Annotated in this window: 14 protein-coding genes; 6 read left to right on the forward strand and 8 right to left on the reverse strand. The window is 69.7% G+C overall.

Annotated elements, in window-relative coordinates; translation table 11 throughout:
- Positions 1–64: 64 nt before the first annotated feature.
- From ACE3TA_RS03120 to ACE3TA_RS03130, 3 genes are all read right to left on the reverse strand, one after another.
- Positions 65–793, reverse strand: coding sequence for a DsbA family protein (locus ACE3TA_RS03120; protein WP_374570337.1), 729 nt, complete (start codon positions 791–793; stop codon positions 65–67).
- A gap of 23 nt (positions 794–816) precedes the next feature.
- Positions 817–2,229: a M48 family metalloprotease gene (locus tag ACE3TA_RS03125; protein ID WP_374570339.1), complete on the reverse strand. Its 1,413-nt coding sequence runs from the start codon at positions 2,227–2,229 to the stop codon at positions 817–819.
- Positions 2,230–2,387: 158 nt separating this feature from the next.
- Positions 2,388–4,988, reverse strand: a complete 2,601-nt coding sequence (locus ACE3TA_RS03130) for a ribonuclease E/G (RefSeq protein ID WP_374570341.1) — start codon at positions 4,986–4,988, stop codon at positions 2,388–2,390.
- Between the two features lie 408 nt (positions 4,989–5,396).
- On the opposite strand from ACE3TA_RS03130, the gene ACE3TA_RS03135 reads away from it, so the two are divergent.
- The 3 genes from ACE3TA_RS03135 to prfB all read left to right on the forward strand — a co-directional run bounded on the left by ACE3TA_RS03135 (position 5,397) and on the right by prfB (position 10,259).
- On the forward strand, positions 5,397–6,575 hold the full coding sequence (locus ACE3TA_RS03135) for an N-acetylmuramoyl-L-alanine amidase (protein ID WP_374570343.1): 1,179 nt from the start codon (positions 5,397–5,399) through the stop codon (positions 6,573–6,575).
- A 159-nt stretch (positions 6,576–6,734) separates the two neighbouring features.
- Positions 6,735–9,074: a penicillin-binding protein 1A gene (locus ACE3TA_RS03140; protein WP_374570345.1), complete on the forward strand. Its 2,340-nt coding sequence runs from the start codon at positions 6,735–6,737 to the stop codon at positions 9,072–9,074.
- A gap of 59 nt (positions 9,075–9,133) precedes the next feature.
- Positions 9,134–10,259 (forward strand): peptide chain release factor 2 gene (gene prfB / locus ACE3TA_RS03145; RefSeq protein ID WP_374570347.1). Its coding sequence is split into 2 segments (ribosomal slippage): positions 9,134–9,202 and positions 9,204–10,259, totalling 1,125 coding nucleotides; the frame shifts between segments, so codons are not numbered across the junction.
- A gap of 44 nt (positions 10,260–10,303) precedes the next feature.
- Here the strand turns inward: prfB and ACE3TA_RS03150 are convergent.
- From ACE3TA_RS03150 to tyrS, 4 genes are all read right to left on the reverse strand, one after another.
- On the reverse strand, positions 10,304–10,801 hold the full coding sequence (locus ACE3TA_RS03150; protein WP_374570349.1) for a polymer-forming cytoskeletal protein: 498 nt from the start codon (positions 10,799–10,801) through the stop codon (positions 10,304–10,306).
- Positions 10,782–11,945 (reverse strand): M23 family metallopeptidase, encoded by a 1,164-nt coding sequence (locus tag ACE3TA_RS03155; protein WP_374571113.1) that lies wholly within the window; start codon positions 11,943–11,945, stop codon positions 10,782–10,784. Before ACE3TA_RS03155 ends, ACE3TA_RS03150 begins: the two co-directional genes overlap by 20 nt.
- A gap of 262 nt (positions 11,946–12,207) precedes the next feature.
- Positions 12,208–12,672: a peroxiredoxin gene (locus ACE3TA_RS03160; RefSeq protein ID WP_374570351.1), complete on the reverse strand. Its 465-nt coding sequence runs from the start codon at positions 12,670–12,672 to the stop codon at positions 12,208–12,210.
- A 75-nt stretch (positions 12,673–12,747) separates the two neighbouring features.
- Positions 12,748–14,073, reverse strand: coding sequence for a tyrosine--tRNA ligase (gene tyrS / locus ACE3TA_RS03165; protein WP_374570353.1), 1,326 nt, complete (start codon positions 14,071–14,073; stop codon positions 12,748–12,750).
- Positions 14,074–14,249: 176 nt separating this feature from the next.
- Between tyrS and ACE3TA_RS03170 the strand changes: the two genes are divergently transcribed.
- Positions 14,250–15,365: an anhydro-N-acetylmuramic acid kinase gene (locus ACE3TA_RS03170; protein ID WP_374570355.1), complete on the forward strand. Its 1,116-nt coding sequence runs from the start codon at positions 14,250–14,252 to the stop codon at positions 15,363–15,365.
- Here the strand turns inward: ACE3TA_RS03170 and ACE3TA_RS03175 are convergent.
- Positions 15,362–16,009 (reverse strand): alpha/beta hydrolase, encoded by a 648-nt coding sequence (locus ACE3TA_RS03175; protein WP_374570357.1) that lies wholly within the window; start codon positions 16,007–16,009, stop codon positions 15,362–15,364. The two genes, ACE3TA_RS03170 and ACE3TA_RS03175, sit on opposite strands and share 4 nt — an antisense overlap.
- 158 nt (positions 16,010–16,167) lie before the next feature.
- On the opposite strand from ACE3TA_RS03175, the gene ACE3TA_RS03180 reads away from it, so the two are divergent.
- Complete coding sequence (locus tag ACE3TA_RS03180) at positions 16,168–16,608, forward strand: Rrf2 family transcriptional regulator (protein WP_374570359.1); 441 nt, start codon at positions 16,168–16,170, stop codon at positions 16,606–16,608.
- Positions 16,605–17,747: a cysteine desulfurase family protein gene (locus ACE3TA_RS03185; RefSeq protein WP_374570361.1), complete on the forward strand. Its 1,143-nt coding sequence runs from the start codon at positions 16,605–16,607 to the stop codon at positions 17,745–17,747. The genes ACE3TA_RS03180 and ACE3TA_RS03185 overlap by 4 nt, the downstream gene beginning before the upstream one ends.
- Positions 17,748–17,757 lie beyond the last annotated feature (10 nt).

Genomic DNA, 17,757 nt, shown 5'->3' on the forward strand with positions numbered 1-17,757 from the left:
TGCGAGCCTAGGCATGAGCCGCGCCTTTGGGAAAGTCCTGGCGCGGAACAGGCGAGCCGATTCGTCAGGCGGGCTTGATGGTCTTCGCCCGGGCCTCGGCGATGGCGCGCTTGAGCGCGCCGATGTCCGCGCCGGAGATCATGGTGTCGCCGACCACGAAGGCCGGCGTGCCCTCGATCATCAGGTCCTGGGCGAGCTGGCGCACGTCGGCGATCTGCTTCTGCACGGCGGGCGTGGAGCCGCCCGCCTTGGCCGCGGCCGGATCGACGCCAACCTCGGTGAGGATGCGGTCGATGGCCGCCTCGTCGAGCGCCTTCTCGGCCATGAAGCGGCCGTAGAGCTCCAGGGACTTCGGCTTGGCCGCCGGCGAGAGCACGACCTGGGCGGCCAGGTCGGAGGCGTCGCCGAAGATCGGGAACTCCTTGAACACGAAGCGGACGTCCGGGTTCTCCTTGATCAGCTTGAGCACCTCGGGCGCGGCCAGCTTGCAGTAGCCGCAGCGGTAGTCGAAGAACTCCACCACCGTGATCGAGCCGTTGGGGTTGGCCACGAAGTCGCGGCTGTCGGCCACGAGCTCCTTGCGATACTTGGAGATGCCGTCCTGCGCGGCCTTGGCGGCGGCCGCCTGCTGCTTGGCCTGCAGCTTCTCCACGGCCTCCTGGATGACCTCGGGATGCTCCAGCAGATAGGCGCGGACCTTTTGGCCGAACGCCTGGTCGTCGATCTTCTGACAGCCGGAAAGAGTCAGGGCGGCGGTCGCGCCGAGCGCGATCAGGCGAAGGGTCTTGCGCATGTCTCTCGAAGTCTGGCCGCGGATCAGTGGATCGAACCGCGGGTGATGGAGCCCTCGCGGGCGAGGTCCTGCAGATCCTGCTTGGTGGGATCTGAGGTCAAGACGATGTCGGTGGCGCGCCGCCATTCGGGCGTGTCGCGCTTGAGCATTTCGCGCGCGCGCATGGCGAAGACGCGGGCCTGGCGGGAATCGCCGATGGCGAAGTTGTACTCGGCCGTGGCCAGCCGGGCGCGGCCGTCCTCGCCGAGCTTGTCATAGGCTTCGGCCAGCAGGCGCCAGGCGACGGCGTTGTCGCCTTCCTGGGTGAGGGCCTTCCTGAGCTCGGTCACGCCTTCCTCGGTCTTGGCCTTGTCGTCCAGGGCGATCAGCGTCTGGCCGAGATTGATGCGCAGCAAGGGGGCGTCGGGCTTCAGCTCCACGGACTTGCGCTGCGGCTCCTCGGCCTGATCGGCGTGGCCGTATTCGAAGAGGATCTGGCCTTTCAACTCCCACAGGTAGGGATTGTTCGGCTGCTCGGTGATCAGCTCGTCCACCCGCTTGATCGCCTTTTCGGGCTCCTTGAGCTGATAGTAGGCGATCGCGCGGGCGTACTTGGCCGGATAGGACTGGTCGGTGTCCGGGAAGTCGATCATCGCCTTCTGCGGCTCGATGAAGCCCTCGAGCTTGGCCTTCATGATGTTGTGCTCGGCGATGGCCTCGGGGCTGTCGACCTCGTTGTAGTGGGGCAGCTTCTCGACGCGGGCGCGCAGCGCCTCGATCCGGTCCGAGGAGATCGGGTGGCTGCGGAAGTAGGCGTACTTGCGCGCGTCCTGGAACACTTCCTGATAGCGGAAGTTGTCGAAGAACTCGACGAGGCCGCGGCCGGAAAGGCCGGCGTTCTCCAGGTTGGTGGCCCCGGCCTGGTCGGCGCGGGCCTCCTGTTCGCGGCTGTAGCCGAGCGCGCCGAGGGTGCCGAAATAGCTGGCGCTGCCTATCAGGCCCGCCGCCGCGTCGCCGGAGCCGGCGATGGCGGCCAGCACGCCCAGGCCCATGGTCAGCAGGAACGGCGTCATGCCGGCCTTGGTCATCTCTCCGGAGCGGGCGCTGTGGCCGCCGGCCAAGTGGCCGACTTCGTGGGCCATGACCCCCTGCAGCTCGTTGGGGTTCTTGGTCTCCATGATCAGTCCGGTGAACACCGCCATGGTGCCGGGCGCGGCGAAGGCGTTCAGCTCCTTGCTGCCGATCAGCAGGATGTTGATGTTGTCCGACGGAATGCCGGCCGCCTTGAAGATCGGCTCGGCGTCCTTGCGCAGGATCGCCTCGATCTCGGTGTCGCGGATCAGCGTCATGCCGCCGCTGCTGTCCTGGGCCTCGACGACGGCTGGCGCGGCGGCCAACCCGATCGACAGGACCGCGGCGAGCGCGGCGCGGGAGAAAGACCGGGCAGGGAAGCTCATGACTAAACTCCGAACGCCCCCTCCAGACCCAGATCAAGCATCCTAAAGCACGATGCGGTCAGGTGGAATCACCTGACCGCTGAATCGTACCCCCGAACGCAGGATCGAGGCGGCGTCCGGCGATCTGCTCACGCATTCGCCAGACGCGCCTGGACGCCTCAGCCCCGGCGCCACCAGCCCCGGCGCGGCTTGGCCGGCGGCGCGGTGATCTCGTTCGGGTCCGGTTCGGCCGGCTCCGGCGCGGCTTCGGCCATGGCCGGCTCCGGCGTCGGTTCAGCCGGCGCAGGCTCGGCCGGCTCGGCCTCGGCCGCGGCCGGCTCGGGCGCGGCTTCAACCGTCACAGTCTCGACGGCGGCTTCGGCCTTGGCGGCGGTCTTGCGGCGACGCGGCGCGCGGGCGGGCTTGGCCGGCGGCGGCTCGGCCGCAACCTCCGCCGCCAGCTCTGGGGCCGGTTCGGCGACGGCTTCGACCGCCTCGGCCGCGGGAGCTTCGGCCGCCGGCTCGGCGGCGGGCGCCTCGGCCGTCTTGCGGCTGCGCGAACGGCGGGCGCGCTTCGGCTTTTCCTCGACCGCGGGCAGTTCGACCCAGACTTCCTCGTCCTCGGACGACGCGGCGACGGCGGGCGGGCTCACGACCTCGGCGATCGTCTCGGCCTGCGGTTCGGGCGCGGCCGGAGCGACCGGCGCCTCGGCGGCGGCCTCGGGGACCGTCGGCAGGCGCATGTCTTCGGCCGGGTCGTACCAGACGAACGGATCGTCGCCGTAGGGCACCCACGGACGCACCCAGGAGAAGGCGTCCAGCGGACGCGATTCGTCGCGCATGCGCCGTCCGCCGCGCCGGCCTCGGCGCCGGCGGCGGCCGCCCGCGGCGGCATCCTCGGCGGTCTCGGCGGGCGTCGGGCGGCTCGCGGCCTCCTCGCGGCGGCCACGCCGACGGCGGCGGCGGCCGCGGCCGCCCCGGTCTTCGGCGTCTTCCTCGGCCTCTTCGGCTTCGGCGGCCTCCGGCTCTTCGTCCTCTTCCTCCTCCTCGAGCTCCTCGTCGAACTCGTCGAAGGCTTCAGCCTCGTCGGCGGCCGGCTCGTAGGCGGGCGTCGGGGCCGAGGCGTAGGTGATTTGGGCGTGCTCGGCGCGGGTCTCGCTGGCGGTGCGCTCGATCTCATGCTCGGCGTGGGGCAGGGCGTCGTCGATCTGCACCGTGACGAACAGGCCGAGCTTCTCGTGGATGCGGGCCAGGTGGCCGCGCTTCTCGTTGAGGATGTAGAGGCCCACCGCGCGCGGCACCTTCAGGGTCGCCTCGCCGCCGCCCTTCAGGGCTTCGATCTCCACCGCGCGCAGGGCCGCCAGGGCGCTGGACTCCACAGAGCGCACCCGGCCGGTGCCGCCGCAGTGTTCGCACACGTGCGTGGTGCCCTCCAGCACGCCGGTGCGGCGGCGCTGGCGGCTGATCTCCATCAGGCCGAAGGCGCTGATCTTGCCCATCTGCACGCGGGCCCGATCGTCCTTCAGGCAGTCCTTCAGCTTCTTCTCGACGGCCCGGTTGTTCTTGGCCTCGTCCATGTCGATGAAGTCGATGACGATCAGGCCGGCGAGGTCGCGCAGGCGAAGCTGGCGGGCGGCTTCCTCGGCCGCCTCCAGATTGGTCTTCAGCGCGGTCGCCTCGATGTTGCGCTCGCGGGTGGCGCGCCCGGAGTTGACGTCGATCGCCACCAGGGCCTCGGTCTGGTTGATCACCAGATAGCCGCCGGAGCGCAGGGGCACGACCGGGGTGTAGATCTGCGCCAGGTGGTCTTCGACCTTGTTCTTGACGAACAGCGGGACCACGTCGCGATAGGGCTGCACCTTCTTGGCCTGCGAGGGCATCAGCATGCGCATGAAGTCGCGCGCTTCCTTGAAGCCGGCCTCGCCCTCGACCCAGACCTCGTCGATGTCCTTGTCGTAGAGGTCGCGGATGGTCCGCTTCACCAGGTCCTCTTCCTCGTAGATCAGCGCAGGCGCGATCGAGTGGAGGGTGGTCTCGCGGATGTTCTCCCACAGGCGCAGGAGGTATTCGTAGTCGCGCTTGATCTCGGCCTTGGTGCGCTTGGCGCCGGCCGTGCGCACGATCAGCCCCATGCCCTCGGGCACGTCCAGGCTCTGCACCACGCCCTTCAGGCGCTTGCGGTCGGTGGCCGTGGTGATCTTGCGGCTGATGCCGCCGCCGCGGGCGGTGTTCGGCATCAGCACGCCATAGCGGCCGGCCAGGGACAGGTAGGTGGTCAGCGCCGCGCCCTTGTTGCCGCGCTCTTCCTTGACGACCTGCACCAGCATGATCTGCCGGCGGCGGATCACTTCCTGGATCTTGTAGCGACGCATCAGCCGCCGGCGACGCCGGGCGACCTCTTCCTCCATGACGTCGTCTTCGTCGTCGGAGACGGCGTCCTCGCCTTCCGCCTCGGCGTCGGCCTCGGCCGCCGAGATGGGCTCGTCGTCATCCTCCTCGGCTTCCTCGCGCAGCAGCGCTTCGCGGTCGGCCAGGGGGATCTGGTAGTAGTCGGGATGGATTTCGTTGAAGGCCAGGAAACCGTGCCGGTTGCCGCCGTACTCGACGAAGGCGGCCTGCAGACTCGGTTCTACGCGGGTGACTTTGGCGAGGTAGATGTTCCCTCGAAGCTGTTTGCGGTTCTGGCTTTCGAAATCGAAGTCTTCAACGCGGTTCCCGTCGACCACCACGACACGCGTCTCTTCGGCGTGTGCGGCGTCGATTAGCATCTTCTTTGACATTAAGCGGATCTCCAGGGCGCGCCACGGGCGCTAGGCCCAGGCGCTGCCGGAATGTGATGGGGGCGCGCGACGCCGCGCCGGCCGCGTCGTCGGGTCCGACGGCGCAGGCGGCCAAAAGCCGAAATGGGGCTTGAGCGGGGCGGCCCATGATGTGTTCCCAGGCGCGCCGCTATGGCGCGGATCGGATGATGATGCGCCGCCGCCGGGATCAATCGAACCCGACGCGGCCATGTCGCGCGGAACCGACCCTCGACTGGCGGGGCTCTTCTCGCGCGGCGCGACTTTGCAACACAAGGCGGAAAAAGAAAAGCCGCTGTCGCTCGCGCAGGGGGTTTAACCGTTTGTGCACAGAGCTGGAGCGTATATTCGTTCAAGGTTACTCCACATCGAGGCAGGGTTTTGCGGCGCATGTTGGCGCGCATCGGCGGGATGTTCAGGCGCAAGGGCGCGCGGGCGGCGGTCGTCGTCGGCGGCCTGATCTGCCTGGCCGCCGTGGCCGCTTCCCAGGCGGCGACGGCCGGCGCCGGCGTGCTGAAGGTGCGCCTGGGCGGCGACCTGAAGGAAACCCGTATCGTCATCGACCTGGACCGCTCGGCCTCCGGCAAGGTGGCTTCGGACGGCGCTGACGGGCAGGTGGTGCTCACCCTTGGCGGCGTGGACGTGCGCGGCGACCTGCAGGGCGACGGTCACGGCCTGGTCAAGAGCTGGACGCTGGACGACACGGCCGGCGGCGCGCGGCTGAAGGTCGAGCTGTCCGACGACGCCAAGATCAAGCGCCGGTTCCTGCTGCCGCCCGCCGACGGGGTGAACTTCTACCGCTACGTGATCGACGTGGCCGCGACGAACCCGCCGGCCAATCCCGACGTGAAGCTGACCTCGGCGCACATGACGGTTAAGGCTAAGGCCGTGTCGCTGAAGCGGGTCGTGGTGATCGACGCCGGCCACGGGGGCAAGGACCCCGGCGCCCAGGGCGCGCGCAGCCAGGAGAAGGACATCAACCTGGCCGCGGCCCGGGCCCTGAAGGCCCGGCTCGAGAAGTCCGGCCGCTACAAGGTGGTGATGACCCGCGACAGCGACGTCTACGTGCCGCTGGAAGAGCGCGTGCAGATCGCGCGGCGGGCCGATGCGGACCTGTTCATCTCGCTGCACGCCGACTCCGGGCCGACGACCGACATGCGCGGCGCCAGCGTCTACACCCTGTCCGACAAGGCCGCGAGCCGCTCGGCGCACTTCGTCAACCAGGACGACTGGTTCATGAAGGCCAGCCTGGCCGGGGGCGGCGTGAGCGACATCCTGCTCGACCTGACCCAGCGGGCCACCAAGAACCGCTCGGCCATGTTCGCCGAGGACCTGCTCGACCGGATCGACGACCACGTCCAGCTCCTGCGCCGCAGCCACCGCGAGGCGGGGCTGGTGGTGCTGCTGGCGCCGGACGTGCCGGCGGTGCTGCTGGAGATGGGCTTCGTCAACAACGACCAGGACGAGGCCTTGCTGCGCAGCGCCAAGCGGCGCGCGGTGTTCATGGATTCCGTCGGCGACGCGATCGACGACTACTTCAACCAACAGACGCGGCTGGCCGCGCGCTAGGGCCCGCCGGCCGACAGGCCGCGCGCCAGGGCGACGCAGGCCGCAAAACCGTCTTCCCCTTTGCCGGAACGCACTCTAGACCTCGGCGGGCGGGCGCAACACGCGCGCGGAGGTTTGCCAGTCTTGAATCCCCCTCAGAGATGGGTCGCGATCCTCGGCGTGGCCGTGCTGAGCGCTATCGCCGTGGCCGGTTTCGCCGTGGCGGTCTATGCGGCCTGGCTGTTTCGCGACATGCCCGACGCGGGCGATCTGGTGGACTATCGCCCGCCCACGGCCACGCGCGCCTATGCCTGGGACGGCACCCTGATCGGCGAGTTCTCGCGCGAGCGGCGCATCTACGTGCCCTATGACGCCATGCCGCCGCGGCTGGTCGAGGCCTTCATGGCCGCAGAGGACCGCAATTTCTTCCATCACGGCGGTGTCGACCCGATGGGCGTGGGCCGGGCGATGATCAAGAACGTGATGAACGCCGTGCGCGGGCGCCGGCTGGAGGGCGGCTCGACCATCACCCAGCAGGTGGCCAAGAACGTGCTCCTGACCAGCGACGCGACCATCGGGCGCAAGCTGAAGGAAGCGATCCTGGCCCAGCGCCTGGAACAGACGCTCGGCAAGACGCAGATCCTGGAGCTCTATCTCAACGAGATCTGGCTGGGCTATCGCTCCTACGGGGTCGGCGCGGCGGCCTACAACTATTTCGGCAAGTCGATCTCCGACCTTTCCCTGGCCGAGTGCGCCTATCTGGCCTCGCTGCCCAAGGGGCCGGACAACTACCACCCGATCCGCCACAAGGCCGCGGCCATGGCGCGGCGCAACTGGGTGCTTGGGCAGATGGCCGAGAGCGGCTGGATCACCCGCGCCGAGGCCGAGGCGGCGATGAAGGAGGACCTGAAGGTCCAGAACGCGCCGACGCGCGCCAAGTACCGGGACGCCGACTACTTCGTCGAGGAGGTGCGCCGCCGGGGCCTGGCGACCCTGGGCAAGCGGATCAACGAGGGCGGCTACTACATGCGCACGACGCTGGATCCGCGTCTGCAGACCGCCGCGCGCGTGGCCCTGATGCGCGGACTGGAGTCCTATGACCGCCGCCACGGCTGGCGCGGCGCCTGGGGCCATGTCGAGGTCGCGCCCGGCTGGGAGGCCCTGGCCAAGAAGACCTCTCCGCCTTCCGAGCGGCGTGGCTGGCGCGCCGCGGTGGTCACCCAGGCGCAAGGGGCCGTGCGCGTGCAACTGGCCGACAGCGGCGAGACCGGCGCGATCGTCGGCGAGGACGTGACCTGGGCCCGGGCGGGCAAGGGCTTGTCCGTGGGCGACCTGGTGTTCGTCGAGCCCGACGGGCAGGGGGGCTACCGCCTGCGCCAGGTGCCGACCGTCAACGGCGCCCTGGTGGCCATCGAGCCCTATTCCGGCCGCGTGCTGGCGATGGTGGGCGGCTATTCGTTCTCGCTGTCCAACTTCAATCGGGCGACGCAGGCGATGCGCCAGCCCGGTTCGGCCTTCAAGCCGATCGTCTACGCCACGGCGCTGGAGAACGGCTACACGCCCGCCAGCATGGTGCTCGACTCGGCCATCTCGCTGCCGGGCGCCAAGGAAGGCGAGGTCTGGAGCCCGGAGAACTACAATCGCAAGTACTACGGCGCGATGCCGCTGCGCCGCGGCCTGGAGCTGTCGCGCAACACCATGACCGTGCGCCTCGCCCAGGGCGTGGGCATGCGCAAGATCCGCGACATGGCCATCAAGCTGGGCGTGGTGAAGGACATGGCGCCGGTGCTGGCGATGTCGCTGGGCGCCGGCGAGACGACGCCCTTCAAGCTGACGGCGGCCTACGCCAGCTTCGTCAACGGCGGGCGCAAGGTCGATCCGCACCTGATCGAGCTGGTCGAGGACCGGGAGGGCAAGGTGATCTATCGCGCCGACCGCCGCGACTGCGATCGCTGCAAGGCCGGCTTCTCCGGCGAGGAGAGCCCGCACATTCCGCCCGAGGGCGAGCAGGTGATGGACCCGATCACCGCCTATCAGATCACCTCGATGCTGGAAGGGGTGGTGCAGCGGGGCACGGCCGTGTCCGCCCGGGTGCTGGACCGGCCGGTGGGCGGCAAGACCGGCACCACCAACGAGTACCGCAGCGCCTGGTTCGTCGGCTTCTCGCCGCAGATCGTCGCCGGCATCTTCGTCGGCTTCGACGACAACCGCTCGCTGGGCAATGCCGAGACGGGCTCGCGGGCGGCGGTGCCGATCTTCATCGACTTCATGAAGGAGGCGACCAAGGGCCTGCCCAAGACCGAGTTCAAGGCCCCGAAGAACGCAAAGTTCGCCTATGTCCACGGGATCGACGAGGCGTTCCGGCCCGGCACCGAGCCGCGGCTGGAGCCGATGGTCGTGCCCGAAGGGCCGCAGCCCTATTCGCAGGTATGGCCGGAGGGGCTGGTGACCGGCGCGCAATCGGGCGCGGCCGCCGTGCAGCCGAAGAAGCCCGTGGACGATATGAGCGGGTTGTATTGACCGGCCGGGCGCGCTATCCGGCCCGCCCTTGCTTCATGCAGGAATCCTGAGGAGTTTTCATGAGACCGGATGTCGAGGCCGCTGCGGCCGACATCGAGCAGTCGATCGGACTGCTCAGGAGGCGTCTTTGACTGGGAGCCTGCGCTCCGACGGCTCGATGAGCTGAACGCGCGGGTCGAGGACCCGACGCTCTGGGACGACGCCTCCGCCGCCCAATCCATCATGCGCGAACGCCAGCGCCTGGCCAGCCAGGTCGAGGCGGTGCAGTCGCTCGAGCGCGACCTGGCCGACGCCACGGGTTTCGCCGAGCTGGCCGACGAGGAGGGCGACGAGGCTTCGCTCGACGAGGCCCGCGCCCAGCTCAAGGCGTTGAAGGAACGCGCCGACCGGGCGGAACTGGAAGCCCTGCTGTCCGGGGAAGCCGACGGCAACGACGCCTTCGTCGAAATCAACTCCGGCGCCGGCGGCACCGAGTCCAACGACTGGGCCGGCATGCTGCTGCGCATGTACACGCGCTGGGCCAACGCCCACGGCATGAGCGTGGAGTTCCTGGAAGAGACGGCGGGCGAACAGGCCGGGATCAAGTCGGTCACCCTGCAGGTTAAGGGGACCAACGCCTACGGCTGGCTGAAGACCGAGGCCGGGGTGCACCGGCTGGTGCGCATCTCCCCGTTCGACGCGGCCGCCAAGCGGCACACCAGCTTCGCCTCGGTGTGGGTCTATCCGGTCGTCGACGACGCGATCGAGATCGACATCAATCCGGCCGACGTGCGCACCGACACCTACCGGGCCTCGGGCGCGGGCGGACAGCACATCAACAAGACCGACTCGGCCGTGCGCCTGACGCACATTCCCACCGGCGTGGTGGTGGCCTGCCAGGCCGGCCGCTCGCAGCACCAGAACCGCGACGAGGCCTGGAAGATGCTGCGCGCGCGGCTCTACGAACTGGAGCTGCAGAAGCGCGAGGCCGCCCAGCAGGCGCTGGAGGACCAGAAGACCGACATCGGCTGGGGCCACCAGATCCGCTCGTACGTGCTGCAGCCGTACCAGATGGTGAAGGACCTGCGCACCAACGTGGAGACCTCCGACACGCAAGGCGTGCTCGACGGCGATCTCGACCAGTTCATGGGCGCGTCGCTGGCCCAGCGGGTCGGCGCGACGCGGGACGGGGCGGCGGCCGGCTAGCCGGCGCCCGGTTCGGCCGGCGGCCAAGTCAGCCAGCGGCCAAGTCAGCCGGCGGGTTGCGTCGCCTTGCGCGCGGGCTCGGCGTCGGCCAGCAGGATTTCGCCCTTGGCTGGCGCGGCGGGGCCCGGCGTGGCGGCGGGCCGCTGGAACTTCAGGCTGCGGCCCTGGAAGAAGGCGCCGGCCTCGATCGATAGTTGCTCGTGGGTGATGTCGCCGTCCACGTAGGCGGTGCCGTACAGACGCACCTGCTTGGCGCTGAGCGTGCCGATCACGCGGCCGCGGATTTCGACCGTGTCGGCGACGATGGCGCCTTCCACGTGGCCGGTCTCGCCGATCGTGAGCTTGCTGACGCGCACGTCGCCGCGGACCGATCCGTCGAGGTGCAGTTCGCCGTCGCCGGCGATGGCGCCTTCGAGGGCCATGTGCTCGGCGATCAGCGAGGCCACCTTCGGCGCCTTGCGCGCGTTGTCGGAGGCCGACGCCGGCTGGCCCTCCGGCTTGGATTGGGCCTTGTCGCCGCCCTTAGCCGCTTTGCTGAACATACTCGCCGGCCCTCACGAAACGGTCCGGGTTTTGGGCGCGACCGTTCACCCAGACCTCGTAATGCAAATGGACGCCGGTCGAACGTCCGGTGGAACCCATGGCGCCGACGCGTTGGCCGACGGCGACGGGCTGGCCGGGGTGGACGGCGATCGCCGCCAGGTGGGCGTAGCGCGTCTTGAAGCCGTGCCCGTGGTCGATCTCCACGGTGTTGCCGTAGCCCGAGCGCACGCCGGTGAAGGACACGACGCCGGGGGCGGTGGAGAGCACGGGGGTCATGAAGCCGCCGGCGAAGTCCAGGCCCGAGTGGAAGGCCGGCCGGTGCGTGAACGGGTCGAGGCGCACGCCGAAGCCGCTGGAGCGCTCGCCGGCGCGCGTGGGCTTGGAGAGCGGCAGCTTGGCGGCGGCCTGGTCCAGGGCCTTGGCCTCGGAGATGTTCTGGGCGGCGTGCTGGATGCGCTCGGCGAAGCTCTCGTTCACGTCGAGCACGGCCGCCAGGGCGCGGGGATCCTTGGCCTCGATCAGCGGGCCGCCGAGGGCGCCGCCGCGGGGCATGAAGACGTCGGGCGACAGGCCGGCCAGGCGGAAGGCCAGGCGCAGGCGCTCGGCGCGGCCCTTGGCGTAGCTGTCGGCGGCGGCGATCAGGCGCTCCTGGCTGGTGCGCACCATCTCCACGCGATGCACCGGATCGGCGTCGGAGGGGATGGCGGCGGCCTTGTTGAGCGCGGGCGCGAGCGCCTTGGCCGCGCCGGGATCGTCCTTGAAGTCGGTCAGCAGCAGGGCCAGCGCCGCATGGCGCTTCTCGACCCGCGCGGCGAGATCGTCGATGGAGCCGTTGGCGGCGTTGAGCTGGGCCACGGCGCTGTTCAGCCGGGCCTGGCGGTCGGCGATCCAGCGTTCGTACTTGGCCTGGGTGCGCGCCACTTCCTGGTCGCTGGAGGACAGCGACATGGCGTTCACCAGCATGGCCGCCGTGCCCACGCCCAGCCAGAGCGCCGCGCCGGCCACGCACCCGGCGATCGTCAGTTGCCGACGAGTGGTGAGAACAAGCGCGCGCATTTCGCCGCGGGACCGAATGTAGAGGTGACGCTCCGGGAAGAGGTCCTCAAGCGATCGGCGAAGGCGCGCGAGGCGTGTCATGCGTATCGCTTCCCAACTGCACAACGGGTTTTGCGATATGCAATGACTTTTCTGAAACACGCAAGGGCCTTAAACGCCGCAACCGGGCGCAAGGCTGATTTGCCGAGTGTTCACTCGGGTGATGAACGAGAGCTTAACGCGGTCTGCCGACCGGCGAACGGCTCATCTGCGCCGCGACCCGAAAAGCCGCGAGCCGCGGCGTTTCTACAACAGTGGAATAGGGCGTCAGTTCCAGCGCGATGCTTCCATCTGCCTCGACGCACGAATTTTACAACTGGCGGGCGGCTTCAAGGACTGCCTCCACGTGGCCGGGAACCTTCACCTTCCGCCACACCCGGCGGACCTGGCCGGCCGAATCGATCAGGAAGGTGGAGCGGTCGATGCCCATGTACTTGCGCCCGTAGAGCGTCTTCTCGACCCAGGAGCCGTAACGCTCGATGACGACGCCGTCGGGATCGGACCCGAGCAGGACCTTCAGGTCGTACTTGTCGGCGAACTTGGCGTGGCGGGCGAGCGAGTCCTTGGAGACGCCGACGACGGCCGCGCCCGCGGCGGCGAAGTCGTCGATCGCGGCGGTGAATTCCTGGGCTTCGCGGGTGCAGCCGGAGGTGTCGTCCTTCGGATAGAAGTAGAGCACCAGGGCCTTGCCCTTGAAGTCGGCCAGACGGATCGGGCCGTTCACGCCCGCCAGTTCGAAGTCCGGCGCCGGCGCGCCCTCGACCAGATCGCTCATGGAATCCCCTTCGTCGTGCTGACGTGAGGAGTTAGGCGCGCCCGCCGCGCGCGGCAAGCGGGCGCGCCGATGAGCCTAGACGGGCTTGACCAGCACGATCTTCTTCTTGCCGGCGGCGAGCTTGATCACGCCGTCCTTCAGGTCGGCTGCGGTCACGACGCGGTTGGCGTCGGTCTCCTGCACGTCGTTCACGCGAAGCCCGCCGCCCTGGGCGAGGCGCCGCGCTTCCCCGCGCGAGCCGGCCAGGCCCGCGTCGGCGGCGAGCGCCGCCAGCACGATCCCGGCCTCGAGCTCGGCCTTCGGCGTCTCGTGGGTCGGCAGGTCGGCCGAGAGCTTGCCTTCCTCGAACGCCGCCTGGGCCGCCGCCGCGGCGTGCTGGGCGGCTTCCTCGCCGTGCAGCAGGGTGGTGGCGGCGTTGGCCAGCACCTTCTTGGCCTCGTTGATCTCGGCGCCTTCCAGGGCTTCGTACTTGGCGACCTCGTCCAGCGGCATGTCGGTGAACAGCCGCATGAAGCGGCCGACGTCGGCGTCCTCGGTATTCCGCCAGAACTGCCAGTAGTCGTACGGGCTGCGCATGTCGGCGTTCAGCCACACCGCCCCGCCCACGGTCTTGCCCATCTTCTGGCCCGAGGCGGTGGAGAGCAGCGGCGTGGTCAGGCCGAAGGCCGGCTTGGCGTCGACCCGGCGGATCAGCTCCACACCGTTGACGATGTTGCCCCACTGGTCGGAACCGCCCATCTGCAGCACGCAGCCGAATTTGCGTTCCAGCTCAAGGAAGTCCACCGACTGCATGAGCATGTAGTTGAACTCGAGGAACGTCATCGGCTGTTCGCGCTCAAGCCGCGTCTTGACGCTGTCGAAGGCGAGCATGCGATTGACCGTGAAGTGCACGCCGTAGTCGCGCAGGAACTGGACGTAGCCGAACTTGTCGAGCCAGTCGGCGTTGTTGACCATCACCGCGTCGGTGGGCCCGTCGCCGAAGGTCAGGAACCGGCTGAAGGTCGACTTGATCGAGTCGATGTTGGCCTGGATCTGCGCCTCGGTCAGCAGCGGGCGCTGGCCTTCCTTGTCAGTCGGGTCGCCCACCTTGGTGGTGCCTCCGCCCATCAGCACGATGGGCTTGTGGCCGGCCTGCTGCAGCCGCCGCAGCATCATGATCTGGATCAGGTGGCCCACGTGCAGGCTGGAGGCCGTCGCGTCGAAGCCGATGTAGGCGGTGATCACGCCGCTGACGCAGGCCTCGTCCAGCTCCGCCGGATGGGTGATCTGATGAATGTAGCCGCGATCCTGCATGGTGCGCAGGAACTGGGATCGGAAGGTCGGCTCAGCGGACATAGGCGATGACTCGGGCGAGGAAGGCTCGGCCTCTAGCATGCGGCCGGGCGGAATATCGAGGGGCATATGAGGTCTCCGGACGGGCGGCCGGGACCGATCTGATGGGGAAGGGCGCCGACCTGGGGTTGGCGCAAGGGATCGAGCTGCGCCTGCTTCAGGGCAGGCGGTAATAGCGGGCGACGAGGGCGCGGGGCTCGATCATGCGGCTAGCTACAAAGCCGGGGCCGTGGCAGTCAAGGCGAATGCGCGTTCTGGGATTCATGACTGGCACATCGCTCGACGCCGTCGACATGGCCGTGCTCGACACCGACGGCGAGACGATCGCCGGCTTCGGCCCGGCCGGGGAGCGCAAGCTGAGCGAGCCCCTGCGCGACCTGATGCTCAGGGCCACCGAAGTGGCCCTGAAGTGGGGGCGGGGCGAGCCCAGGCCCGACATCTTCGACGAGGCGGCGGTGGCCGGCGCCGAGGAGCACTACGTGGCCGGCGAGGCGTTCCTCAAGGCCAACGGCCTTTCCTGGAGCGACATCGACCTGATCGGCATGCACGGCCAGACCGTGCTGCACGAGCGGCCGAAGGACGGCGTCGTCGGCCGCACGGTGCAGCTCGCCGACGGCCAGTGGCTGGCGGACACGACCGGCGTCCCCGTGGCCTTCGATTTCCGCACGGCCGACGTGGCGGCGGGCGGCGAGGGCGCGCCGCTGGCGCCGGTCTATCACATCGCCCGCGCCCGGGCCTCGGGCATGGCGCCGCCGCTGGCGGTGCTGAATATCGGCGGCGTGGCCAATGTGACCTTCTGGTTCGGCGGCGACGACTTCGCCGCCTTCGACACCGGCCCCGGCAACGGCATGATCGACCTTCTGCTGCAAAGCCGCGGCGCCGGCCGCTATGACGAGATGGGGCGCTACGCCAGCGTGGGCATGGTGGACGAGGCGGTGCTGAACGCGCTCCTGGCCCATCCCTATTTCTCGGCGCCGCCGCCCAAGTCGCTGGACCGCTACGACTTTCCGCTGACGCCGCTGGAGCCTCTGAAGCTGGAGGACGCGGCGGCGACCCTGGTGGCCTTCACCGCCGAGGGCGTGCGCCGGGGCTTCGAGCTTGCGGGGGCCGATCCGAGCGAGGTGGTGGTGTGCGGCGGCGGCCGGCACAATCCGGAGATCATGAAGGCGCTGGCCCAGCGCCTCTCCATGCCGGTGCGCAAGGCCGAGGACGTCGGCTGGCGCGGCGATTCGATCGAGGCGGAGGCGTTCGCCTATCTGGCCGCCCGCACGGCCCGGGGCCTGCCGATCTCGTTTCCCAAGACGACGGGCGTTCCCAGGCCGCTGCCCGGCGGCCGGATCGTGCGGCCCTCGGCGAGCTAGGCTTCGACCGCCAGGCGGCGGTCGAGATAGGCGCCCACGCGCCGCTCCACTTCCGGCAGGTGCTCGGTCCAGAAGTGGTTGGCGCCCTCGACCAGCTCATGGTCGATGACGATGCCCTTCTGGGTGCGCAGCTTGGAGACCACGCGGTCCACCTCCACGGGCGGGACCACGGTGTCGGCCGCCCCGTGCAGGATCAGGCCGGAGGCCGGGCAGGGCGCCAGGAAGCTGAAGTCGTACATATTGGTCGGCGGCGAGACCGAGATGAAGCCGTCGGTCTCCGGCCGGCGCATCAAGAGCTGCATGCCGATCCAGGCGCCGAAGTCGTAGCCGGCGACCCAGCACTGCGCGGCGGCCGGATTGGTCGCCTGCAGCCAGTCGAGCGCGGTGGCCGCATCAGCCAGCTCGCCCACGCCGGCGTCGAACTCGCCCTGGCTGCGGCCCACGCCGCGGAAGTTGAAGCGCAGCACCGAAAAGCCGCGCTTCATGAACAGATGGAAGAGCTGCACGGCCACGGGATTGTTCATCTGACCGCCGGCCTTGGGGTGCGGGTGGAGGATTAGCGCGATCGGCGCGGTCTCGCTCTTGCCCTGCGAATATCGTCCTTCGATCCGCCCGGCGGCGCCGGTCAGAACCACTTCTGGCATGCCAACCTCTCTTGGTGCGCGCAGAATACTTGACTAGTGCGCTCGGTCTTCCTAGATCGCGACCATCCGGCCGTCTCGTCAGAGAGCCCCGCGCGAAGCCGCGGCTTGTAGCACAAGCGAAACCGGATGCGCGCGAAAACTGCAATCGGGTTCGCCAGATGCGCCTTAGCACAAAGGGACGATACGCGGTGATGGCCATGGCCGACCTGGCCCGGCGCGAGGACGACCGCGCCGTGTCGCTGGCCGAGATCGCCGTGCGTCAGGAAATCTCGCTGTCCTATCTGGAGCAGTTGTTCGCCCGCCTCAGGCGTCGCGGCCTGGTGAAGAGCTCGCGCGGCCCCGGCGGCGGCTACCGGCTGGCCAGGCCAGCCGAGGAAACCAACATCGCCGACATCGTGCTGGCCGTGGACGAGCCGCTGCGCGCCACCCGCTGCGGCGGCCAGGGCAGCCGCAAGGGCTGCATGCTGAAGGGCGAGCGCTGCCTGACCCACGACCTGTGGGAGCAGATGGGCCAGCGGATCCACGACTATCTGCAGTCGGTGAGCCTGGCCGACGTCGTCTCCGGGCGCCTGGCGGCCGACCACCAGGAGGCGGCATGAACGCCGTCTACCTCGACTACAACGCCACCGCTCCCGTCCGGCCCGACGCGGCTGCGGCGGTGGCGCGCGCGCTTGAGGTCGGGGGCAATCCCTCTTCGGTCCACGCCGCCGGCCGCGCGGCGCGGGCGATCGTCGAGGAGGCGCGCGGCGAGGTGGCCGCCCTGATCGGCGCGCCGGCGTCCACGGTCGTGTTCACCAGCGGCGGCACCGAAGCCAATGCGCTCGCCATCGAAAGCGCGGTCGCCGCCGGCTCGCGGCGGCTGATCGTCAGCGCTGTCGAGCACGCCAGCGTGCTGGAGGGCGCCAAGGCGACGGGCGTGGCGGTGGAGCTGGCGCCGGTCGATGTCCGAGGCGTGATCGACCTGGAATGGCTGAAGGCGCGCTTGGCCGGCTGGGACGCCGCGGACGGCCGCCCGTTCGTGGCGCTGATGGCGGCGAACAACGAGACCGGCGTGATCCAGCCGGTCGCCGAGACCGCGCGGATCGTGCGCGAGGCGGAGGGCTGGCTGCACGTCGACGCGATCCAGGCCGCCGGCAAGATCGCGCTCGACAGCCGCGCCATGGGCGCGGACACCCTGGTCGTCTCCTCCCACAAGCTGGGCGGCCCGCAAGGCGTCGGCGCGCTGACCTTCGGGCCGCGCGCCAGCCTGTCGCGCCGCCAACACGGCGGGGGGCAGGAGCGCGGCCGGCGCGGCGGCACCGAGAACACCCCCGGGATCGCCGGGTTCGGCGCGGCCGCCCGCGCGGCCCGCGAGGGCGTGGCGGCGATCCAGGCCCAGGCCGCCTGGCGCGACGCCGCCGAGGCCGAGCTCACCGCGATGGGCGCCGTCGCGATGGGGGCGGGCGCCGAGCGCGTCGCCAACACCCTGTGCGTGGCCTCTCCCGGCCATGGCTCGGAGCTGCAGGTGATGGCGCTGGACCTTGCCGGCGTGATGGTCAGCGCCGGCTCGGCCTGCTCGTCAGGCAAGGTCACGCCCAGCCACGTGCTCGCCGCCATGGGCCAGGGCGACCTGGCCGGCTGCGCCATCCGCGTCAGCGGCGGCTGGGCCACGACCAAGGAAGATTGGAACCGGTTCGTGGAGGCCTGGCGTCAGGCTCACGACCGCCACGCCGCGCGCCGCCGCGCGCCGGCCGCTTGAGGTAGTTCGC

Origin of the sequence: Phenylobacterium sp., from assembly GCF_041916435.1 — a bacterium.
Classification (GTDB): Bacteria; Pseudomonadota; Alphaproteobacteria; order Caulobacterales; family Caulobacteraceae; genus Phenylobacterium.